General features: G+C 67.4%; 22 protein-coding genes and 1 riboswitch. Of the genes, 9 read left to right on the top strand and 13 right to left on the bottom strand.

Features of this window, described 5'->3' with window-relative positions:
- The first annotated feature begins 30 nt into the window (after positions 1–30).
- From J7I84_RS08275 to J7I84_RS08260, 4 genes are all read left to right on the top strand, one after another.
- Positions 31–741, top strand: coding sequence for a 3'-5' exonuclease (locus tag J7I84_RS08275; RefSeq protein ID WP_214943247.1), 711 nt, complete (start codon positions 31–33; stop codon positions 739–741).
- A 328-nt stretch (positions 742–1,069) separates the two neighbouring features.
- Positions 1,070–2,023, top strand: coding sequence for an ABC transporter substrate-binding protein (locus tag J7I84_RS08270; RefSeq protein WP_214943245.1), 954 nt, complete (start codon positions 1,070–1,072; stop codon positions 2,021–2,023).
- A gap of 12 nt (positions 2,024–2,035) precedes the next feature.
- Positions 2,036–2,800, top strand: coding sequence for an amino acid ABC transporter permease (locus J7I84_RS08265; RefSeq protein WP_214943242.1), 765 nt, complete (start codon positions 2,036–2,038; stop codon positions 2,798–2,800).
- A complete protein-coding gene (locus J7I84_RS08260; RefSeq protein ID WP_214943239.1) occupies positions 2,797–3,534 on the top strand; it encodes an amino acid ABC transporter ATP-binding protein in 738 nt (245 codons plus the stop codon). Before J7I84_RS08265 ends, J7I84_RS08260 begins: the two co-directional genes overlap by 4 nt.
- A 161-nt stretch (positions 3,535–3,695) precedes the next feature.
- On the opposite strand, the gene hemL is transcribed toward J7I84_RS08260, so the two are convergent.
- Genes hemL through hemQ form a run of 7 tightly spaced genes read right to left on the bottom strand, consistent with a single transcriptional unit; the run spans position 3,696 to position 11,005 of the window.
- The gene (gene hemL / locus J7I84_RS08255; protein WP_214943236.1) at positions 3,696–5,027 is read right to left on the bottom strand and encodes a glutamate-1-semialdehyde 2,1-aminomutase; all 1,332 of its coding nucleotides are present in this window, start codon (positions 5,025–5,027) and stop codon (positions 3,696–3,698) included.
- A gap of 44 nt (positions 5,028–5,071) precedes the next feature.
- Positions 5,072–6,145, bottom strand: a complete 1,074-nt coding sequence (locus tag J7I84_RS08250; RefSeq protein ID WP_214943233.1) for an LLM class flavin-dependent oxidoreductase — start codon at positions 6,143–6,145, stop codon at positions 5,072–5,074.
- The gene (gene hemB / locus J7I84_RS08245) at positions 6,142–7,125 is read right to left on the bottom strand and encodes a porphobilinogen synthase (RefSeq protein WP_214943230.1); all 984 of its coding nucleotides are present in this window, start codon (positions 7,123–7,125) and stop codon (positions 6,142–6,144) included. The genes J7I84_RS08250 and hemB overlap by 4 nt, the downstream gene beginning before the upstream one ends.
- Positions 7,126–7,172: 47 nt before the next feature.
- Complete coding sequence (locus J7I84_RS08240; protein WP_214943227.1) at positions 7,173–8,060, bottom strand: uroporphyrinogen-III synthase; 888 nt, start codon at positions 8,058–8,060, stop codon at positions 7,173–7,175.
- Positions 8,061–8,067: 7 nt separating this feature from the next.
- Positions 8,068–9,066, bottom strand: coding sequence for a hydroxymethylbilane synthase (gene hemC / locus J7I84_RS08235; protein WP_214943224.1), 999 nt, complete (start codon positions 9,064–9,066; stop codon positions 8,068–8,070).
- The gene (locus tag J7I84_RS08230; RefSeq protein ID WP_214943864.1) at positions 9,063–10,250 is read right to left on the bottom strand and encodes a ferrochelatase; all 1,188 of its coding nucleotides are present in this window, start codon (positions 10,248–10,250) and stop codon (positions 9,063–9,065) included. Before J7I84_RS08230 ends, hemC begins: the two co-directional genes overlap by 4 nt.
- Positions 10,251–10,303: 53 nt before the next feature.
- Positions 10,304–11,005 carry a hydrogen peroxide-dependent heme synthase gene (gene hemQ, locus J7I84_RS08225; protein ID WP_214943220.1) on the bottom strand — a complete coding sequence of 234 codons (702 nt, stop codon included), beginning with the start codon at positions 11,003–11,005 and terminating at the stop codon, positions 10,304–10,306.
- Between the two features lie 123 nt (positions 11,006–11,128).
- Here hemQ and J7I84_RS08220 point away from each other — a divergent pair, with 123 nt between their 5' ends.
- A complete protein-coding gene (locus J7I84_RS08220; RefSeq protein WP_214943217.1) occupies positions 11,129–11,821 on the top strand; it encodes a hypothetical protein in 693 nt (230 codons plus the stop codon).
- A gap of 436 nt (positions 11,822–12,257) precedes the next feature.
- On the opposite strand, the gene hemG is transcribed toward J7I84_RS08220, so the two are convergent.
- Entirely contained in the window at positions 12,258–13,706 is a 1,449-nt protein-coding gene (gene hemG, locus J7I84_RS08215; RefSeq protein WP_214943215.1) for a protoporphyrinogen oxidase, read from the bottom strand.
- A 2-nt stretch (positions 13,707–13,708) separates the two neighbouring features.
- On the bottom strand, positions 13,709–14,803 hold the full coding sequence (hemE, locus tag J7I84_RS08210) for a uroporphyrinogen decarboxylase (protein ID WP_214943212.1): 1,095 nt from the start codon (positions 14,801–14,803) through the stop codon (positions 13,709–13,711).
- 158 nt (positions 14,804–14,961) lie between these two features.
- Here hemE and J7I84_RS08205 point away from each other — a divergent pair, with 158 nt between their 5' ends.
- A complete protein-coding gene (locus tag J7I84_RS08205; protein ID WP_214943209.1) occupies positions 14,962–16,317 on the top strand; it encodes a glutamyl-tRNA reductase in 1,356 nt (451 codons plus the stop codon).
- A gap of 148 nt (positions 16,318–16,465) precedes the next feature.
- On the opposite strand, the gene moeB is transcribed toward J7I84_RS08205, so the two are convergent.
- Positions 16,466–17,665, bottom strand: a complete 1,200-nt coding sequence (moeB, locus tag J7I84_RS08200; protein ID WP_214943206.1) for a molybdopterin-synthase adenylyltransferase MoeB — start codon at positions 17,663–17,665, stop codon at positions 16,466–16,468.
- An 85-nt stretch (positions 17,666–17,750) separates the two neighbouring features.
- Here moeB and J7I84_RS08195 point away from each other — a divergent pair, with 85 nt between their 5' ends.
- The 3 genes from J7I84_RS08195 (at position 17,751) to J7I84_RS08185 (ending at position 19,065) form a co-directional block, all read left to right on the top strand.
- Positions 17,751–18,416 (top strand): TetR/AcrR family transcriptional regulator, encoded by a 666-nt coding sequence (locus J7I84_RS08195; protein ID WP_214943203.1) that lies wholly within the window; start codon positions 17,751–17,753, stop codon positions 18,414–18,416.
- 62 nt (positions 18,417–18,478) lie between these two features.
- Positions 18,479–18,703, top strand: a complete 225-nt coding sequence (locus J7I84_RS08190) for a DUF3107 domain-containing protein (RefSeq protein ID WP_188570977.1) — start codon at positions 18,479–18,481, stop codon at positions 18,701–18,703.
- Between the two features lie 59 nt (positions 18,704–18,762).
- Entirely contained in the window at positions 18,763–19,065 is a 303-nt protein-coding gene (locus tag J7I84_RS08185; protein ID WP_214943200.1) for a hypothetical protein, read from the top strand.
- A 76-nt stretch (positions 19,066–19,141) separates the two neighbouring features.
- Here the strand turns inward: J7I84_RS08185 and J7I84_RS08180 are convergent, their stop codons facing one another.
- The 3 genes from J7I84_RS08180 to thiO all read right to left on the bottom strand — a co-directional run bounded on the left by J7I84_RS08180 (position 19,142) and on the right by thiO (position 21,493).
- Positions 19,142–19,957 (bottom strand): thiazole synthase, encoded by an 816-nt coding sequence (locus tag J7I84_RS08180; RefSeq protein WP_214943198.1) that lies wholly within the window; start codon positions 19,955–19,957, stop codon positions 19,142–19,144.
- A gap of 4 nt (positions 19,958–19,961) precedes the next feature.
- Positions 19,962–20,198, bottom strand: a complete 237-nt coding sequence (gene thiS, locus J7I84_RS08175) for a sulfur carrier protein ThiS (RefSeq protein WP_214943194.1) — start codon at positions 20,196–20,198, stop codon at positions 19,962–19,964.
- Complete coding sequence (gene thiO / locus J7I84_RS08170; protein ID WP_214943191.1) at positions 20,195–21,493, bottom strand: glycine oxidase ThiO; 1,299 nt, start codon at positions 21,491–21,493, stop codon at positions 20,195–20,197. The genes thiS and thiO overlap by 4 nt, the downstream gene beginning before the upstream one ends.
- Positions 21,486–21,604: riboswitch (TPP riboswitch) on the bottom strand. (Overlaps the previous gene by 8 nt.)
- Positions 21,605–21,625: the final 21 nt, after the last annotated feature.

The raw sequence follows: 21,625 nt of genomic DNA, 5'->3' as shown, positions 1-21,625 counted from the left end.
ATTGTCGGTGGGTCCACGTAGCGTTGAAGCATGAGTTCCTGGAACACCCTTCCCCGTGCGGCCTTCGACCTGGAAACCACCGGGCGCAACTCGCGGGCGGCGAGAATCGTCACGGCATCGATCACCGTCGTGGACCACCAGGGTGAGGTGATCAAGGAGCACGAGTGGCTGGCCGATCCGGGTGTGGAAATACCCGTCGAGGCAAGTGACGTCCACGGCGTCACCACCGAACAGGCAAGGCGGGACGGGCGCCCTGCCCATGAGGTCACGCGCGAAGTCGCCGCAGTCCTGCAGGAGCTGTTCGACTCCGGCACACCAGTGATCGCGTTCAACGCGAGCTACGACTTCACGGTCCTTGCCGCCGAGTCCGCCCGGTACGGGATTCCGCAGCTTTCCCGTTTCCCGGTCCTGGATCCTTACATCATGAACAAGCAGGTTGACCGCTATCGCAAGGGGAAGCGGACACTCACCGCACTGTGCGAAGAGTACGGTGTGGTGTTGGACAACGCACACACGTCGGCGGCGGATGCCCTGGCGACCCTTCGGGTTTTGGATGCGATGGCCGGCAAGTTCCCCAAGCTGATGATGCCGGCCAGCCAGCTGCACCAACTTCAGGTGGACTGGGCGGTCAGCCAGGCATCGGACTTCCAGGACTACCTCCGCAAGACGAAGCCGGCCGCCGTGATCGAGGGAGACTGGCCGGTCCTGCCACCGCAGGACGCCACGGCCGGTGGCTTCTAGGACGCTGCGGCACGCCCTTAGTGGGAGACATGTCACAGTCACGCCGGTTAATAAATCCCAGGGTCCCAACAAGGGCATCGTTCGCTCGCACCGGGCCACGACCCTGCACCTGCGTGCTGTAGCCGCCTCCCCAGGAGACAATATTCGGTCTGGACGCTCAGGGCTTCTAGATTCTTCATCCCGCTACCGGTATTCGCCCAGGTGAGACAATAAAGTTTTGCGGCCACCCCTGCCCCGGACAGCTGGACCAGCTCCGGGCAGGTACCGGGCGCCACGCGCTGCCCAGCGGCCCGGTCGACTTTACGACTCACATGAAAGTGACAACCTGATGAAAATCAAAGCGATGAAGTGGCTCACTACCGCTCCCGTTGCACTTGCCCTCGCTGTTTCCCTCGCGGCCTGCGGCGGAGGGTCTTCCCAGCCCAGCGGCACCCCCACGGACGCCCTGAAGGGCAGCGACCAGCAGACGCTGGACAAGTACACCACTGCCAGCGTCACCCCGGTCGACAAGATCGATAAGACCAAGCTTGGCCTCATCACCGAGGGCACCTTGCGTGTGGGAACCCTTTCGGACGCCCCGCCCAACATCTTCATCGACCCCTCCGGCAAGTTCACCGGCTACGACAACGAACTGCTGCGCGCCATCGGTGACAAGCTGGGCCTCAAGGTTGAGTTTGCCTCCACCGACTTCTCCGCCCTGCTCTCCCAGGTGGCCAACAAGCAGTTCGACGTCGGATCCTCCTCGATCTCCACCACCGACGCCCGCCGCAAGACCGTTGGCTTCACCAATGGTTATGACTTCGGCTACATGGCTGTCGTCACCAAGAACGGCTCCAAGGTCAACGGCTTCGCCGACCTCAAGGACGGGGTCCGCATCGGCGTCGTCCAGGGCACCGTGCAGGACGACTACGTGACCAACACCCTCAAGCTGGAGCCTGTCCGCTTCCCGGACTACAACACCGTTTACGGCAATGTGAAGAACGGGCAGATCGACGCCTGGGTGGCCCCGTCCCAGCAGGCCACCGGGCAGGTCAAGGAAGGCGACAACACCAAGATCGCCGAAAAGGTTGTAAACACCCAGAACTTCACCGCCTACGCAGTGAACAAGGACAACCAGCCGCTGATCGACGCGCTTAACTCCGGCCTTGACGCGGTCATCGCCGACGGAACCTGGACCAAGCTGACGTCGGAATGGTACAAGGACCGCCCCACCGTCGCCGACCAGACCCCCCAGGGCTGGAAGCCGGGCAGCAAGGCTGTCCAGATCCCGGCAGCCAAGTAACCAGGGCGTTCCATGGATATCCTCAAGCAACTCGCTGACACCTTCCTTGACTGGAAGGCGATGGGCGAAGTCATCCCCAAGATGTTCGCCGTCGGTTTGCCGAACACCCTCGTGCTGGCCATCATTTCGGGCATCATCGGGACCGCCCTGGGAATGCTGCTCGCCCTGATGGGGATCTCCCGGAACGCAGCAGCGCGCTGGGTGGCACGGGTCTACACCGACATCCTTCGCGGTCTTCCGCCCGTCCTGACCATCCTGGTCATCGGGTTCGGGTTCGGGCCGATCATTCGTGAACTGACCGGTTCCACCAGCCCCTATCCCATGGCTGTCGCGGCCCTTTCCTTGATGTCCGGCGCCTACATCGGCGAGATCTTCCGGTCCGGCATCCAGAGCGTCGACAAGGGACAACTCGAGGCATCACGTGCCCTGGGGTTCGGCTACGGCGCGTCCATGCGCCTCGTAGTTGTTCCCCAGGGCATCCGCCGGGTGCTTCCTGCACTGGTCAACCAGTTCATTGCGCTGATCAAGGAGTCGTCCCTGGTCTTCCTCCTGGGCCTGCTGGCCACCGAGCGGGAAATTTTCCAGATCGGCAAGGATGCGGCGTCCACCACCGGCAACCTTTCGCCCTACGTGGCGGCAGCAGTGTTCTACCTGGTGCTCACCGTTCCATTGACGCACTTCGTGAACTGGATCGACCGGCGCCTCCGCAACGGCCGGCCCGAAAAGAAAGAACCGGACGATGCCGCAGCCGTCGTTGGAAAGGGAGCCCAGGCATGAGCGAGTTCGCATCCGGAACACTGAGCGCCAAGAATATCCACCTTTCCTTCGGGAGCAACCACGTCCTGCGGGGCATCGACCTGCACGTTCCGCAAGGCACCACGGCGTCCGTTATTGGACCGTCGGGTTCCGGCAAGTCAACCCTGCTGCGGGTCATGAACCGGCTGATCGAACCCGACCAAGGGGACATCCTGCTGGACGGCCGTTCGGTGCTGAAGGACAACCCTGACGAGCTCCGCCGCAGGATCGGCATGGTGTTCCAGCAGTTCAACCTGTTCCCGCACAAGACGGTGGTGGAAAACGTTTCCCTGGCGCTGCAGAAGCTGCGGAAGCTCCCGAAAGACCAGGCCCGCGCCCAGGCCCTGGAGCAACTGGACCTGGTCGGCCTGAAGCACAAGGCGGATTCCCGCCCGGCCAACCTCTCCGGCGGCCAGCAGCAGCGGGTGGCCATCGCCCGCGCGCTGGCCATGAACCCTGAGGTCATGTTCTTCGACGAGGCTACCTCTGCCCTGGACCCCGAACTGGTCAAGGGCGTCCTGGCACTGATGACGGACCTGGCGAAGGGCGGCATGACCATGGTGGTGGTAACCCATGAGATGGGCTTCTCCCGCAACGTCTCCGACGCCGTGACGTTTATGGATGCCGGCGTAGTGGTGGAGTCCGGGCCGCCTGAACAGCTCTTCACCGAGCCAAGGACTGACCGGCTCAAGGGCTTCCTCTCGGACGTCCTGTAGCAACCGAAGCGCAAAAGGAAATCCCCGCCTGCAGCCTGCAGGCGGGGATTTCCTTTTGTTTCCACGGGATGACACTGAACGGCAATACCCGTGCATGGGACTGCGGTTAAGTGCCACTTCGCGGCGAACGGACGACGGCGGGACGTGCCTTGCGCGCGGCCTTAACCCTGCGCGGCGGCAGCGGCCTTGGCTGCCGCGGGAAGGGCGTCGTAGATCCGGTTCATGGCGGCATCGTCGTGGGCGGCGGAGAGGAACCAGGCCTCGAAGACCGACGGCGGCAGGTAGACCCCCGACTCCAGCATGGAGTGGAAGAACGGCGCGTAGCGGAACGTTTCCTGCGCCTGGGCGTCCGCGTAGTTGTGGACGCCGTTGGCCGACGTCCCGAAGGCCACCGAGAAGAGGTTTCCGGCGAACTGGATGGAGTGGTCAACACCCGCGGCATCCAACGCGTTGGAGACAGCTGATGACAGTTCCAGCGACCGGACGTCGATGAAGGAGTAGACGTCGCGGGTGGCGTTGCTCAGGGTGGCCACGCCGGCGGCCATGGCCACCGGGTTCCCGGAAAGGGTGCCGGCCTGGTAGACCGGGCCGGTGGGAGCCAGGTAGTCCATGACGTCGGCCCGTCCGCCAAGGGCCGCCGTCGGCATGCCGCCGCCGATGACCTTGCCGAAGGTGAGCAAATCGGGGGTCCACGGGTCCTCGGCATCCGGCGCACCGCCGGTGAGGCCCCAGTAGCCGGAGTAGCCGGTACGGAAGCCGGTCAGGACCTCGTCGACGATGAGGAGCGCGCCGTACTCCCGGGTGATCTGCGAGAGCCCCAGGTTGAATCCCTCGGCAGGGGTTACCACGCCCATGTTGGCAGGCGCAGCCTCGGTGATCACCGCAGCGATGTTCGGGCCGTGCACGGCAAACGCTTCCTTGACGGCAGCAAGGTCGTTATAGGGCAGCACCAGCGTCTCAGCTGCGGTCGCTTCGGTGACGCCGGCGGAGCCGGGCAGCGCGAGGGTCGCCAGGCCGGAGCCGGCAGCTGCCAGGAGTCCGTCAAGGTGGCCGTGGTAGCAGCCGGCAAACTTGATGATGAGGTTGCGGCCGGTGAACCCGCGGGCCAGCCGGACCGCAGTCATGGTGGCTTCGGTTCCGGTGGACACCATCCTGAGGCGTTCGACGGCGGGGACGCGTTCCTGGACGATGGCGGCCAGGTTTGCCTCATCCGGGGTTGAAGCACCAAAGGAGAGACCGCGGTCCACGGCGGCGTGGACCGCATCGAGCACGGCCGGGTGGGCATGGCCCAGCAGGGCCGGGCCCCAGGAGCAGACCAGGTCCACGTATTCCTTGCCGTCGGCATCTGTCAGGTACGGCCCCTTGGCGGAGACCATGAAGCGCGGTGTCCCGCCCACGGAGCCGAAGGCGCGGACCGGCGAGTTGACGCCGCCGGGCATCAACTGGCGGGCACGGTCGAAGAGCGCCTCATTGCGAGGATTACTGGAAGTCATGGTTCCTATTCTCTCAGGTAGCGGGTAAAGCTCAGGTAGCCCGATCAGCCGACGAGCAGCTCTGCCACCCTGGGCGCCACTGCCGTGCCCATCAGTTCGATCGAACGCATCATGGCTGCGTGCGGCAGCGGACCGTTGCTGTACTTCAGGTCGAAGCGGTCCACGCCCAGGTTCCGTTTCAGCCGGACGATTTTTTGCGCCACCGTTTCCGGTGATCCGACGTACAGGGCGCCCTCTGTGGAGCAGAGGGCATCGAACTCACCGCGTCCGGCCGGACCCCACCCGCGTTCGGCTCCCAGCCGGTTCCGCAGCGCAAGCCAGTGCGGGAACAGCTCTTCCCGGGCCTGTTCATCCGTGTCGGCCACGTGCCCGGGCGAATGGGTGGCGATCTGCTGCATCGGGTGTCCGTACTTGCCCATCGCCTCGCGGTAGAGATCGGCCAGGGGGCGGAAGCTCCGCGGCTGGCCGCCGATGATGGCAAAGATGATCGGGTACCCGAACTGGGCGCAGCGGAGCACCGATTCCGGCGTGCCGCCCACGCCAATCCATGTGGGCAGCAGGTGCTGTTCCAACGGCGGGTAGACGCTCAGCCCGTGCAGGGCTGGCCGGGTGCGGCCTTCCCAATGCACTGGCTTTTGCGCCCGCACCTTGTCGAACAGCTCGAGTTTCTCCTCGAACAGCACCTCATAATCCGCCAGGTCCAGGCCGAACAGCGGGAAGGACTCCACGAACGATCCGCGGCCCAGCATCACTTCGGCCCGGCCGTTGGAGATGGCGTCCACCGTGGCAAAGCGCTGGAACACCCTGATGGGATCGTCCGAACTGAGAACCGTCACGGCGGAGCCCAGCCGGATGCTGGACGTACGCGCCGCGGCGGCGGCCAGGAAGACTTCCGGCGCCGAGACGGCGTAATCCTTGCGGTGGTGCTCCCCCACGCCGAAGGCATGGAGGCCGACGGCATCCGCGAGTTCCGCCTGTTCCAGCAGCTGGCGCAGGACCTGGGCATGAGGTTGCGGGCTGCCGTCCGGATTCGCACCAATGTCTCCAAAGGTGTTCAGTCCGAGAAGGATGCGGCCCTCCCCCACAGGTGCGGTTGGCGGGGCGGAAGAATCGGTCACCGGGATTCCTTCAGCCAGCCGGCCAGTTCGGCCGCCCAGTAAGTGAGGACTGTGTGGGCCCCCGCGCGCCGGATGCCCAGCACGGACTCCGTGATGGCGGCGCGGCGGTCGATCCATCCGTTGGCGGCGGCGGCCTCGATCATGGCGTATTCGCCGGAGATCTGGTAAGCGGACACGGGCACCGGGCTCATGGCGGCAACGTCTGCCACGATGTCCAGGTAGCTCATGGCCGGCTTGACCATGATGATGTCGGCACCCTCGGCCAGGTCCAGTTCCACCTCGCGCAGCGCCTCGGTGCGGTTGCCGGCATCCATCTGGTACGTCCGCCGGTCACCCTTGAGCTGGGAGTCCACTGCTTCCCGGAAAGGTCCATAAAACGCGGAGGCGTACTTCGCGGAGTACGCGATAACGGACGTGTTGACGTGGCCGGCCTCATCCAGCGCTGAGCGGATGGCTGCGATCTGGCCGTCCATCATCCCGGATGGGCCCAGCATGTGGGCGCCGGCCTCTGCCTGCGCCACGGCCATCCTGGCGTAGATCTCCACGGTGCGGTCGTTGTCCACGTAACCGTCGGCGTCGAGCACTCCGCAGTGGCCGTGGTCGGTGAATTCGTCCAGGCAGACGTCGCTCATGATCACCAGGTCGTCGCCCACTTCCGCGCGGACGTCCCGGATGGCCTTGTTCAGCACGCCCTCGGGATCGAGTGAGGCGCTCCCCTCTGCGTCGCGGGTCTCCGGAATGCCGAACAGCATGATCCCGCCCAGGCCGAGCTCAACGGCCTCGGCGGCGGCCCGCTTCAGGCTGTCGGTGGTGTGCTGGACCACGCCTGGCATGGACGTGATGGGGTTGGGCTCGGTGAGTCCCTCCCTGATGAAGGCCGGGAGGATGAGTTCGGCAGGTGCAAGGCGGGTTTCGGCGGTCATCCGGCGCATGGCGGGGGTGGTGCGCAGCCGGCGGGGGCGTTGGGTTGGGAAAGTCATGGGTCCTGTCCTTGGCGTTGTGTTTATGCGTTATGGAGGAAAGCGGGTCAGGGCGGGTTGACGGCTTTCGCGACGGCCGCCACGAGTCCCTCCGGTGTGGGTTCGGCCGCCACCGCAGCCACCTCAAGGCCCAGGGCGGCGGCCTGGTCCGCCGTCGAACGTCCTATGGCTACGAGCCGGCACCCTGCCAACGGCACCAGGGCGGCGATGCGGCGCACGGCGCTCGGTGAGGCGGCGACCACTGCGGCAATGCGCCCTTCAGCGATTTCCAAGGCGGCGGTTTCCGGTGTCACGAGGGAGTACGACGGCGGCTGCGGGCCGGCGTCGTCGTCCTCCGGCTGCACGGCGAGCCTTCGCTCCGCTGCCGCCGGATAGTCGACGGTGCGGTAGGCGGTCACCGCGGTGACGTCGCTTCCGGCCGCTGCCAGGCCCGCTGCGAGCGTGCCGGCCGCGATGTCCGCCTGGGGCAGCAGGATCCTGCCGCCGCCCGGCCAAACCATGAGCATGCCGGCCGCCGACTGCTCGCCATCCGGTGTGAGGGCGACGTCCAGCCCGCCCACCTCCAGCAGCCGGCGCGTTGCGGGACCGACGGCGGCGATCCGGGTACCGGGCGGAACCAGTTGGGCCAGGCCCAGGCCACGTTCGGCCGCCTTTTCCATCAGGACGTGCACGGTGGTGGCGCTGCTGACCACCAGCCAGTCGAAGGCGCCCGCTGCCAGGGCGTCGCAGGCGACGTCCAGCGCGTGTTGGTCCGGAGCCCGTTCGAAGTCGATGAGCGGGAGCAGCACCGGCGTCGCCCCGGCTTCCCGCAGGGCCGCCACCAGGGCGCCCGAACGTTCGGGGCTGCGCGTGACCAGGACCCGGACGCCGCCAAGCGGCATGGCGGCGGGCGGCTTGCCGGATCCGGAACCGGAACCGCGGGAGGGCTCCGTCATTGCCAGGTCAGGACGCCTGCAGGTCTGCGATGTCGGCGGCTCCGGCAGCAAGCAGGACCTCAGCCAGTTCGATGCCCAGCAGGGTGGCTCCCACTTCGGTCAGCCCGTCTGTGGCCCGCCTGTCCCGCACGGTGGCGGTACCATCCACGGCGCACACCACGGCTTCGAGGTGCAGCATGCTGCCTTTCCGGTAGGCGTAAGCGCCAACCGGCGCTGCGCAGCCTGCTTCGAGCCGGGCCAGAAGGGCACGTTCGGCCGTGACGGCAAGGCGGGTATCGGGGTCGTCCAACGCGGCCAGGGCCTGCGCGAGGACTTCCTGGGAGTTTCCGGCAGAGCCGGGTCTTGCCGGGGCGTCCGCTGTCCGGCACTCGATGGCCAGGGAGCCCTGGCCTGCTGCGGGCAGCATCACGTCGGTTTCCAGGTATTCGGTGACGGCGTCCAGGCGGCCGATTCGTTCCAGGCCGGCTGCCGCCAGCACCACGGCGTCCAGGTCGCACGACTTTCCGGGCACCACCTGGTCCGTGGTGTTGCCGGGAAGTCCCGGAACGCGCCCAAGGCGGGTATCCACGTTGCCGCGGATGTCCACGATGTCCAGGTCCGCGCGGGCGGCGCGCAGCTGGGCTGCGCGCCGCGGCGAACCGGTGCCAACGCGGGCCCCGGGCGGCAGGTCTGCCAGCTTCAGTCCGTCGCGCGCGCAGAGGACGTCGCGGACGTCCACGCGGCGCGGGGTGGCGGCAAGGCTGAGCCCTACCGCTGCCCCTGTTGGCAGGTCCTTGAGCGAGTGGACGGCCACGTCGCACTCATTGCGCAGGAGCGCGTCGCGCAGGGCAGCAACAAAGACCCCCGTGCCGCCCATCTGGGACAGCGACCCCGTGAGGACGTCGCCGTCCGTGCGGATGTGCACCAGTTCCACCGGGAATCCTCCGACGGCGGCAAGCTGGTCGGCGGTCTGCTGGGTCTGGGTGAGCGCGAGCTTGCTGGCCCGCGTTCCAATCCGGACGGTCACAGCTCCGCCGTTTCCCCGGCAGCAACGGACGGATACGGGTCGTGGCCGGCGCCAACAGTGGTGTCGGCACCTGCGATGGTGGGCTTTTCGCCCCGGAAGTTGGCGCAGCATCCGGGCCGGCAGACGTCATACCAGGGACCAAGGTCCGTAACGGCGGGGCGGTCGCTGATGTTGTTGGCCACCGTCCGCTCGCAGATAAGGTCCACCAGGCCGTCAACGAATTTCCGGTGCGTACCGGGCGTGGGGACGCGCGTGGCGGACAATCCCAGGTTGGCGCAGGTTTCCATGGCTTCGGTGTCCAGGTCCCAGACAACTTCCATGTGGTCGCTGACGAAGCCGAGCGGAACGATGACGATGCCCTTGACGCCCTGGCCGGCCAGCTCTTCGATGGCGTCATTGATGTCCGGCTCCAGCCACGGCACGTGCGGGGCGCCCGAACGGGACTGGTACACCAGGGACCACGGCGCCGTCAGGCCGGACTCAGCCTTGACCCGATCGATAACAGCAGCGGCATTGGCGAGGTGCTGGGCCACGTAGGCCGAGCCTTCCTCGAATTCGCGGGGCTCCCCTTCGGACCGGCCCGCGGCCTCAGCGTCCCGGGTGGGGATGGAGTGGGTGGCGAACAGGATGTGGATGGGGGCGTCCGGAGTACCGGCTTCGGCGAGCTTGGCCTGCACATCGGCGAGGCCGGTTGCCGTTCCCTCGATAAACGGCTCCACGAAACCGGGATGGTCGAAGTACTGGCGGACTTTGTCCACTTCGAGCTTGCCGTCAAGGCCGGTCTCCGTCAGCGCAATGCCAATGTCCTCGCGGTACTGGCGGCAGCTGGAGTAACAGGAGTAGGCACTCGTGGTGAGCATCAACACCCGGCGGTGCCCGGCGTCGTACGCTTCCTGCAGGGTCTGCGGGATGTACGGCGCCCAGTTGCGGTTGCCCCACAGCACGGGCAGCTTGATGCCGCGGGCAGCCAGTTCGGCTTCCAGCGCCGCCTTGAGCTCGCGGTTCTGCTGGTTGATGGGGCTCACCCCGCCGTTGGCACGGTAGTGGTGCGAGACTTCCTCAAGCCGCTCGTCCGGAATTCCCCGGCCCCGGGTGACGTTGCGGAGGAACGGGATCACGTCCTCCTGGCCCTCGGGTCCGCCGAAGGAGGCCAGCAGGACGGCGTCGTAGTCCTTCGGAGCCATGCGCCCGGCTTCGGTGACGGGGTTGACGGCGGTGGCCGCCTGCTGTTCCGGACTCACGCGAGGACCTCGGCGACCTCGTCGGCAGAGATACGGCGTCCGGTGTAGAACGGGATTTCCTCCCGCACGTGGTTGCGGGCCTCGGTGGAGCGCAGGTGCCGCATGAGGTCCACAAGGTCCACCAGTTCGGGGGCCTCCAGGCCAAGGATCCACTCCCAGTCGCCCAACGCGAAGGAAGAGACGGTGTTGGAGATGACCTGCGGGAAGTCACGGCCCAACATGCCGTGGTCGCGCAGCATCTTGCCCCGCTCGGCCTCCGGCAGGATGTACCACTCGTAGGAGCGCACGAACGGGTAGACGCAGAGCCACTCAGCAGGAGCCACGCCGCGGGAGTAGGCGGGTGTGTGGTTCTTTGCGAATTCGGCCTCGCGGTGGACACCCATGGCAGACCAGACGATCTCCGTGCCGGCGAACAGGGTGCTGCGGCGGATGTCGCGGATGGCCTGCTGCAGGGCCTCCGGCTTGGAGCCGTGGAGCCACACCATGATGTCCGCGTCGGCGCGCATGGCTGAGACATCATAGCTGCCCCGGTGCGTGACGCCGGCCGCGGCGAGGCGCTCCAGCAAAGCTTCGAAATCGGCGGCGGCATCCGCACTGCGGACCACTGCCTCCGACCGCTTGAAAACGGTCCAGAGGGTAAAGAACTGCTCGGCTGATTCTTCGGTTTTAGTGACAGATTCGGCAGAAGTGTGGCTCATGGTTACAAGTTTGCCCCTTCCCTGCCCCCAAGGCGAAACCGAAAAGTTCTACAGCTCGTAGAAGTGGGCAAAGTCACGTTCCGGGTCCTGCAGCCCACCTGCGTGCTCCCCTAGGGACGGCGCATGCGCAGGAACACCAGCCCTGCGGCCGCACCCACGCCAACCAGGCCGGCACCCAGCCAGATCATGGCATCGGGCACGTCCGGCAGTGGCCCAGTGGACGAAACTGCGCGGCCCGGACTGTCAGGCGCGCCGGCAGCCTGTGGCATGCGGGTGGGCTGGGACTGGCGCGCATTGATGGACAGCGAGGTTGGCAGGGCCGGCGCCGGCGTGACGTACGCTCCACTGGCCGGCGCCTGGGTGGGCCCGCCCGCTGCGTTGCCGGTTTCCGTGGTGGCGGGAACGGAAGCTCCATCCGCTCCGCCGGCAGCGAGCACATCCGCGGCCTGCCCGCCGAAGGCAGGTGCAGGCCCTCCCGTCGCTGCTCCTGCAGCCGTCCCATCAGCCGGGGGCGCGACGTCCGATGCCGGGCCGCCTGCCGCCGTGGAAATACCGGGTGCGGGGGCAGCGGCCGGGGAGGAAGCCGTGGCGGGCCCGGACGCAGTGGGAGACCCTGGCCGGCCCGGGGCCGGGGATCCGGTCGGCGTGGCGGCGGCCGTGGTTTGCGGGCCCGGCGCCAGTGGCGTCCCTGGGGACGTCGGAGTGGGCGCGGGAGTCGCTGCGGTCCCTGCGGAAGCGGTGATCGCCGGTAGCCAGGACCCGGGCACGGAGATCATCGACGGCGGCATGCGTGGGGCGCGGGTTGCAGGCGCCTGAATTGCCGGGGCGTCGGCAGAAGGTCCCCCGGCTCTCTGCCCGCCATCCGCCTGGCTCCCCGACGCACCGCTCCCTGTCGCCTCCTGCGTGTCGGGAGCGCCTTGACGGGCCGCTGTGGACAGTCCGAACGCCGTAGCCGTTGCGGCCACGGATCCTTGTGCTGCCGGGTGTGGCGGAGGGGGAACCGCGTCGTCAGCCAAGGACGCCTGGACGCCGGTGGAAAGAACCAGTACCGCTCCGACGGCCGCTGCTGCGGTAACGCGCCGGATTCCCCCATGGATACCGGTCCGGGACAAGGAAAGCTCGGACCTTTGTTGAACCATAGTCATCGACCCTAACCAGAACGCTTGGCCGATTGGAAACCGGAGAGGACACCGTTCCGGAGGCTGCACGGGACTCCTTTGACCCGCTTTGGCACGTTGACCAGCGGCGATACTCAGGTGGCGGTCAGTCGGCGAATTTGCTCGCGTGTGTCCGCCACCACAGCGGCCAGCCCGTTCCCGGCGACCCATCCGCCCACGACTGCCAGGCCGCCGGCAGCACTGCAGGCCTGCCGGATATCCGTTGCCCGTGCGCGGTGCCCCACGGCGGCGAACGGCAGGGCACCGCGCCACCTGACTACATCCCAGCCCCGCACGTCCTCAGTGGAAATCCGGACGCTCAACAGTGCGGAAGCGTCGTGCAGGGCGGCCGCGAACAGGTCATCATCGGTTTCCGGGCCGCCCGGCCGCGCCGACGCGCCGTCCACGCGGCCGTAGGAAAGGCGCACCACATGGCGCCCCGGACCGGCAGCGGCGGCCAGCCAATCCCATTTGCCCGTGGCGTGCGTCAACGCCTTCGCTTGGATGCCCGGCGTTTGCGGAGCCACCAGGATTCCCGTTCCGCGCGGCCGCCGGTCCAGGTCCCGTTTGTCCAGGACCAGCGTGACCAGCTTGACGTCCGGCCCGGAGGCCGGTTTTTTTCCTGCGATCGCAGGTACCGCGTCTTCCAGCAGTTCGACGGCGGCCGGGCCTTCCACGGCGATGACCAGCAGGGTGGCATGGAAGGCCATCCCGACGGCGTCGACCCGCCAGCCTTCCGGGGTGCGGGAGACCGATGTGGCGGGAGCACCCAACAGCAGGGTCACGCCCCGGCGCTGGAGATCCGCCACGAGGGCCTTTACCAGGGTGTGCATGCCGCCTTCGAGGCCCGCGACGGCGGAACCGGCCTTGGCAGGTTGGGGCCCCCGGGAATTGGAGGTGCTGCCGGTGCCGCGCCGCTGCGCCGACACCGCGGCAGCGAGGGAACCGTGCTTGCGCAGCCCTGCACGTAGGCCGGGAGCCACCATATCGACGTCGAGCAGGCCCGGATCCGCGGAGTGGACGCCGCCCACCACCGGCGAGACCAGCCGGTCCAGCACCCGCGAACCCATGCGGGCGCGGACCAGCGCGGAGACGCTGGTGACGCCCGCGCCTGCACCTATGGAGGCGGGCAGCAGCCGGTCCAAGGATGCGCGGAGGGAGCCCAACGTACCCAGGGTGCGGCGGACTTCAGGGTCCCAGGGGTTGGCGGGGATGCCCAGGACCCCGGTCCTGGGCAGTTCGCGGGGCCCGTCCGGCAGCTGCACCCACGCACCCCCGGGGCGCGGCGGAACGATCTTCCCGCCGAGCCCGAGTTCGGTGCAGAGCCGGGCTACGGCGTCGGACCTGGTGGCGAAGGACTCTGCGCCACTGTCCAGGGTGAATCCCGCCACGGTGTGGCTGCCCACACAGCCGCCCCATACAGTCCCCGCCTCCAGGACAGTCACCTCATGACCGGCCGTGGCAAGTTCGCGGGCGGAGAGCAGCCCGGAGATCCCGCCGCCCACCACCAGCGCAGTGCCAGGACTCGCCGGGGAGCTGCCCACGATTACGCCGGTGAGATGGAGTGGATGAGCTCCACCACCCGGGTCAGCACCGCGGGATCCGTTTCCGGCGGTACTCCGTGTCCGAGGTTCAGGACGTGGCCGGGCGCGGCGGAACCGGCGGCGATAACGTCGCGGACGTGGGCTTCAAGGATTTCCCAGGGTGCTGCCAGCAGCGCGGGATCGATATTTCCCTGCAGCGGCACGGTCCCACCCAGCCGGCGGTTCGCCTCATCGAGCGGCAGTCGGTAGTCGACGCCCACCACGTCCACGCCCACGTCCCGCATGGCAACAAGGAGCTCGGACGTACCGGTGCCGAAGTGGATGAGCGGGGCACCGAGGTGGCGCACATGGTCCAGGGCGCGCGCCGAGGCCGGGGCAACGTATTTGGTGTAGTCGGCCAGCCCAAGGGAGCCCGCCCAGGAGTCAAAGAGCTGGGCGGCGGAGGCGCCCGCCTCCAGCTGGGCCTGGAGGAACATGCCTGAGGCGTCGGCAGCCCAGTTGGCCAGCGCGTTCCACGTCTCCGGGTCGGCGTGCATCATGGTCCGTGGGCCCAGGTGGTCGCGGGAAGGCTTTCCTTCCACCATGTAGGCGGCCAGGGTGAACGGTGCCCCGGCGAAACCAATCAGGGGTGTCTTGCCCAGTTCGGCCACCGTGAGGCGGACTGCTTCGCGGATGGGTTCCAGGGCCTCCCACGTCAGCTGCGGCAGGGCCGCGACATCGGCGGCAGTGCGCACGGGCTTATCAAGGACCGGCCCCACCCCGGGCACGATGTCCACGCCCACCCCGGCGAGCTTCAGCGGGATGACGATGTCCGAAAAGAAGATGCCGGCGTCCACGTCATGGCGTCGGACCGGCTGGAGCGTGATCTCGGAGGCCAGTTCCGGCCGGAGGCAGGAATCCAGCATGGCGATGCCCTCGCGCACCTTGAGGTATTCCGGGAGCGACCGGCCCGCCTGCCGCATGAACCAGACGGGGCGGCGGGACGGCTTGCCGCCGCGGTAGGCCGTGATCAGCGCGGAGTCTGCTGTGCGGCCGTCCATCAGTGGATGGTCTGCGGCGAGGGTGCCGGCAGCGGAGACGGCAGGGCTAGGAGTCATGCTTTTGATTGTGCCCAAAAAGAGCAGTAAAAGATAACGACAACCTGTCGTCCACGCCGCGGCGATCGGGATGGTGGCGCGGATCACGCCCCAGTGTGGCGACTATCCTTTCCGGTGGTTGTTCTACCGGGCAACGAAAAAGCTATGATTGGTCTGTTGTGGTTCTTTTCTCATTGGTGGCTACACACGCCGACATCGACCTCGAAACCGTTGCCCAGTTGAGCAACGGTTCCTCCGGGATTGCCGCAACCGCCCTCACCGAATCCCCCGCCGTGGCCGGCGCCGTAGTCCTTGCCACCTGCAACCGCTACGAGATCTACGGCGAGGCACCCAATCCGAACGATGTCGAGGCGGCCCGGGCTGCACTCGTTTCGCGGATCAGCGAGGCCAGCGGACTTGCAGAGCCCCTCGTGTCGCGTTCCTTCAGCACCCGCACCGGACCCGAAGTGACCCAGCACCTCTTTGCCGTCAGCGCAGGACTGGACTCCGCCGTCGTGGGTGAACGGGAGATCGCCGGCCAGGTGCGCCGAGCCCTCATCACCGCCCAGCACGACGGTACTGCCAGCGCCGGCCTCGTCCGGCTGTTCCAGGCTGCCTCCAAAACAGCCAAGGACGTGGGCGCACAGACTGCCCTCGGTTCCCGGGGTCTTTCCATCGTTTCGGTGGCACTGGACCTGGCCACGGATCTTTCCGAAAACCCCGACTGGTCAACCAAGAAGGTTGTGCTGTTCGGGACCGGCGCGTACGCCGGCGCCACCATGGCACTTCTGCGAGAACGCGGCTGCACGGACATCTCCGTTTTCTCCTCGTCCGGCCGGGCCGAAGGATTCGTGGCCTCGCGCGGCGGTGCCGCCCTGGATACGGAGTCGCTGCGCCCCGCGGTGGCTGCCGCCGACGTCATGATCGGCTGCAGCGGCTCGGATACCCGGGTTGAAGCCTATGAACTGGCCCAGGTCCGCGCACATTCACCGCAGCCCCTGATCGCCATTGACCTGGCGCTCACGCATGACTTCGATCCCGCCGTCGGCGAATTGGACGGCGTGGAACTGCTGACCCTGGAATCGGTACGCCTGGCGGCACCACAGGAACAGGCGGAGTCGTTGGCCCAGGCCAGCGGGATCGTCAAGGGCGCCGCCCAGGCCTTCGAGCAGGAACGGGAAGCCCGCTCCGTGGATTCAGCCATCGTTGCCCTGAGGCGCCACACCATGAACGTGCTGGACGCGGAGATGGAGAAGGTCCGCGCCCGCCACGGCTGCACTGCTGCCGCCGAAGAAGTTGAGTTTGCCCTGCGGCGCATGGTCAAGCAGTTGCTGCACGTCCCCACGGTCCGCGCCCGCGAACTGGCCGCGAACGGCCAGCAGGACGATTACGTGGCGGCGCTTGAGGCGCTCTACGGCATCACCGTCGAACAGCCCGGCACCGCACAACCCAACACTGCCCGGCCAGGCACCCCCGCGCCTGTGGTGGTGGAGGCCGAATGCCCGGTGGACCACCAGGGCCGCGAAACCGCCTGACCCGCGTAAGCCACCACTTCAGCACCAGTGCCCCAGCCTCCAACGCCCGCTCACTTCCGGGCCTTTTCATGGAAACGCCCGCTCACTTTCTTCAAGCAAGTGAGCGGGCGTCTCCAGTAAGGCTGCCAGATGTGAGCGGGGGTCTGGGTCAGTAGACGGGCTTTTGGGGTTCCACGTCGCGCACCCAGGCCAGGATTCCGCCGTCGAGGTGGCTGACCCGCTGGTAGCCGGCCTCCCGCGCCGCCGCCAGCACGTTGGCGGACCGGGCCCCGGCCTTGCAGTGGAACACAATTTCCCGGTCCTGCGGGAGTTCATCCCATGCCTCCCCCGCGAGGATTCGTCCCTGCGGGATCAGCCTGGCCCCGTCGATCCGGACGATGTCGAACTCCCCCGCCTCACGGACGTCCACCAGTTCAAAGTCCTTGAGCCCTGCCTTCCGCGAGGCCAGCATGGTGGCGAGCTGGGTGGCGGTGACGGTGTGTTCGGTGTCCGCCTGCGTTGCCGGAGCGATCCCGCAGAAGGCCTCGTAGTCGGTGAGTTCCGTGATGGGTTCAGCCGCCGGGTCCTTCGACACCCGTATCTCGCGCCAGCTGCCGCCCAGGGCGTCAAACAGGGCCACGCGGCCCAGCAGGGAGCGTCCGACGCCGGTAATCAGCTTCAGCGCCTCGGTCACCATGAGCGATCCCACGGCGGCGCACAGCATGCCGAACACGCCCCCCTCACCGCAGGAAGGGACGGAACCGGCAGGCGGGGCCTCGGGATACAGGTCCCGGTAGGTGGGGCCGTGCTTTTCCCAGAACACGCTGACCTGGCCGTCGAAACGGAAGATCGAACCCCAGACGTAGGGCTTGCCGAGGATGGCGGCGGCATCGTTCACAAGGTACCGTGTGGCGAAGTTATCGGCGCCGTCCAGGATGAGGTCGTAACCGCTGAACAGCTCCAGGGCGTTGGATGAGTCCAGGCGGACGTTGTGCAGCCGGACATCCACCAGCGGATTGAGCTCGCCAATGGCATCGCGGGCTGATTCGGTCTTGGGCCGGCCTACATCACTGACGCCGTGGATCACCTGGCGCTGCAGGTTGCTCAGGTCCACAACATCGTCGTCGATGATTCCGATCGTCCCCACACCTGCCGCGGCAAGGTACAGCAACGCGGGGGCGCCCAGGCCGCCGGCGCCGATCACCAGCACCTTGGCATTCTTGAGCCGCCGCTGCCCCAGCGCGCCGATCTCGGGAATGATCAGGTGCCGGGAGTACCGCTCAACCTCGGCGGGAGTGAGGTCGGCGGCCGGTTCCACCAGCGGATCCAGGGAAGGGGCGGAAACATTTGCGGTGAAAGACGAAGCCATACTTCAATGTATGCCCCGGGATACCGCCGGGTCATATTACCCCGCAGTAAAGTGAAGGGTAACTGCAACGGAAAGAAGGACAACTGTGGTCCCTGAAGCACGGGCTGGCCGCCCGGCCGCCGCCGAACCGCAAACTGCCTCCCGCCCCGCAGGCCAGCGGTCCGCCCGGCTGCCCCGGGATGAGCGCCGCGCACAACTCCTTGCGGCGGCCCAGGAGGTCTTCGTAGCCAACGGCTATCACGGCGCTGCGATGGACGAGATTGCAGAAACCGCACACGTGAGTAAGCCGGTGCTGTACCAGCACTTTCCCTCCAAGCGCGACCTGTACCTCGCCCTGCTGGAAAGCCACCTGGCTTCGCTGACCGAGCTGATGCTGGGCGCCCTGAACTCCACCACGGACAACGATGAACGCGTCCAGGCCGTCATGCGCGCCTACTTCCACTTCATCGCCAACGACGACCAGGCCCACCGCCTGGTGTTCGAATCCGACCTGGTCAACGACCCGGATGTCAGCTCCAGGCTGGAAACCTTCAACCGGACCTTCGCCGACGCCATCGCCCGGGTCATTGCCGAGGACACCAAGCTCCCCCACCTGGAAGCGGAACTGCTGGGCCGCGGCCTGGCCGGAATGGCGCAGGTCAGTGCCCGGTACTGGCTGGAAACGGACGGCAACCTGGACCTGGAGGTGGCCAGTGACCTCATCTACCGTTTAGCTTGGCGCGGAATCTCTCGCTTCCCCAAAGAGTCCTAGACTACAAATAAGACAACACCTCGTAGAGAAACACGAGTACTTTCACAGGCTGGGAGGCCCCCTTGGAAATTAAGATCGGCGTGCAAAACGTTGGCCGGGAAATCGTGCTGGAATCGGCCCAGGACGCGGAGACGGTGGCCAAGGTTGTTGGCGAAGCCATTAACGAGGGCAGCGAACTGCGCCTGAAGGATGACAAAGGACGCCTGATCATTGTTCCGGGCAACGCTTTGGCCTACGTCGAGATCGGTGCCGAAGAGGTTCGGCGCGTCGGTTTCGGCCAGTTCTAGTCCCGGCCCGTTCCAGGGCCACCGCCCGTTTTGCGCCCGCTGCCGTTTAAGGAAGATCCATGCTTTCGCTGACTATCGTGGTGCTGGCCACCGTCGCCGCCGGCTTTGTCGTCTGGGCCAATGACAAGCGGCATGGCAGGTATGGCGCGGCACTGCCGGCCGGCATCGCCGTCGGTATTGCGGCGCTGACCTGGATCATCCTGATGGCAGCGGGCTTCGGCTACCTGCCGGGAACCACCTGGCTGCCATGGGTCCTGCCCATTGTCCTGGGCTTGGCCGCGGCCATCGCCGTCGCCGTCTACCTGGGCCGCACCCGTGCCCGCCGCGACACGGAGCGGCTGACTGTCATTTTGCGGCGCTGAGACGTCCTTAAACACCTGTGGCCGCCACCCGTATGGGTGGCGGCCACAGGTGTATCTGCCGCGCAAGGCAACAGGGTCAGAGGAACTCCGCCCTGCCCTCCATCGCCGATGACGCAAGGGCGTGCTCCCGGCGCGGGATGCGCCCCGCGGCCCTGGCCATCCGGCCCGCGACCACTGCATGCTTGAACGCCTCGCCCATGAGCGCCGGGTTCTGCGCCCGCGTCACGGCCGTGGCCAGCAGGACGGCGTCGCAGCCAAGCTCCATGGCCAGGGCGGCATCCGATGCCGTGCCGATGCCCGCATCCAAAACCACCGGCACCGAGGCCCGGGAAACGATGAGCTCGATGTTGTGCGGGTTCAGGATGCCCAGCCCGGTGCCGATCGGGGCGCCCAGCGGCATCACGGCGGTGGCGCCGAGGTTTTCGAGCCGCAGTGCGAGCACAGGATCGTCGTTGGTGTAGGCGAAAACCTTGAAACCCCGGTTGACCAGCTGTTCCGTGGCCTCCACCAGTTCCACCGCGTCGGGCAGGAGGGTCTGCTCGTCCGCAATCACCTCCAGTTTCACCCAGTCGGTCTCCAGGGCTTCCCGGGCCAGTTCCGCCGTGAGGACCGCGTCCCTGGCGGTGAAGCAGCCGGCGGTGTTGGGCAGCACGCGGATTCCGTGGTCCACCAGCAGCTGGAACAGGGAGCCGGTTTCCGCGGTTGAGTAGCGCCGCATGGCCACCGTGGTCAGGGCCGTCCCGGAAGCCAGGAGCGCTGCGCCCAGGCCGTCCAGGCTGGGGGCTCCGCCCGTGCCCATGATGAGCCGGGATCCGAGGGCGACGCCGTCAATCACCAGGGCGTCGCCGGTACCGGGGTTTCCGGCGGGGTTGATGGTGCTGGTTTCGGTCATGGTGTCAGCCTCCCTGCACTGCCGTGACAAGTTCGATGTCGTCACCCTCGGCGAGCGCCGTGGCGAACCATTGGCTGCGTGGCACCACCTGGGCGTTATGTGCGACGGCGACGCCCAGTTTCCCGCCGTCCGTCGCCTGTCCGTTCGCTGCCAGCGGGCGTCCGGTGACCTGGCTGACGAGCGTGGTGATGGAGGCGCCGTCGGCCACCGTGTGGGTGTTTCCGTTCAGGGTGATGTTCACGCAGTCTCCTTGATGGGGTGGGTTGTGGCGGCTGCCACCGGCCGGGAGAACCGCTCCGGGCTGAAGGGCGCCCAGCGGGGATCGGCTTTCCCGTTTAGCAGTTCCGTGCAGATCGCTGCTGCGGCGGGAGTGAGCAGGACGCCGTGCCGGAAGAACCCGGTGGCGATGATGAGTCCGGGTACGTCCCCGGCCTCGGTGCGTGCCGGTCCCGTCGGCGCCGGCACGCGGCCCAGCAGCGGTGCGTTGTCAGGGGTTCCGGGGCGGGCCCGTGCGGTGCATTCCATGAGTTCCAGTTCGGCGACGGCGGGCACCAGCGCCTGGGCGTCACGCAGCAGCTGGTACACGCCGCCGGCGCTGACGGCATCGGAGAGGGCGTCCTCGCGCTGGGTGGCCCCGATGACCACGGTCCCGTCCTGCCGCGGGACGATGTACACCGGGATGCCGTGGACCAGGCCGCGCACGGTGGAGGTCACCAGGGGCTGGAGGTGCCGGGGAACGGCGAGGCGGAGGATGTCCCCGTGCACTGGGCGCAGGGGCAGCTCCAGGCCGTCGGGCAGGCCGCCAAGGGTCCCTGCCTGGAGGCCGTTGGCCACCACTGTTTCCGTTGCCAGGACGGTGCCGCCGTTAGCGAGCTTGGCGCCGGTAACGGTTCCGCCGTCCCACAGCAGGCCGGTGGCCCGGTCCGGTACGGCATACCCGTCCACCGCCCCGGCAACCGCGAGTCCGGGCGCCGCCTGCGCCGCGCCGGCGAGGGCCAGCCGCAGGGCTGCCACGAGGCGCCTGGGGTCCACCTGGTGGTCCGCGGGCGTATCCAGGGCACAGGCTATGGCGGGGCTGAGCAGCGGCTCCCGCGTCCGGGCTTCCCGCACGGTCAGGGGTTCCACCACCAGGCCGTTGGCCTGCTGTACCGCGCGGAGGTCCATCAGTGCGCGGCGGTCTGCGGCGTCGGCACCCACGGCCAGTGTCGGCGTCGTGAGGTATCCGGAATCCGCACCCGTAGCAGTGGCGATGCCGGCGGCGAACCCTGGCCAGCGGGACGATGCCTCAAGCATGAGTTCCAGGAGGTACTCCTCCTGGTAGTGCAGTTCGCTGACGGGCGCCAGCATGCCGGCGGCGGCCCAGCTGGCACCGTTTCCGGGAGCGTCATCGATCAGGGCGATGGAACGGCCGGACCGCTGCACCTCCCAGGCGATTCCGTGCCCAACCACTCCGCCGCCGATGACGGCGACGTCGGCGCGCACCGTGGAAGCGGCGGCATCGGCGGATCCGGGGCGGTTGTCGAGGGGGGTATGCATATGGTTCCTTCCCTACGCCGGTATTAACCGGATCAGGTCAAGCGGTCGGCTCTGACGCCCTCTCAGCCCGGCGCTTTATGACAGCTGCCGCGGGCTCCCGCAGTACCAGGCCAGTTTAGAGGAACTAGGCTT

The sequence above is a fragment of the Arthrobacter sp. ISL-85 genome (genome assembly GCF_018613675.1).
Lineage (GTDB): Bacteria > Actinomycetota > Actinomycetes > Actinomycetales > Micrococcaceae > Arthrobacter.
Note: the sequence above shows the minus strand (reverse complement) of the source record. Positions and strands in the feature narration are given on the sequence as shown.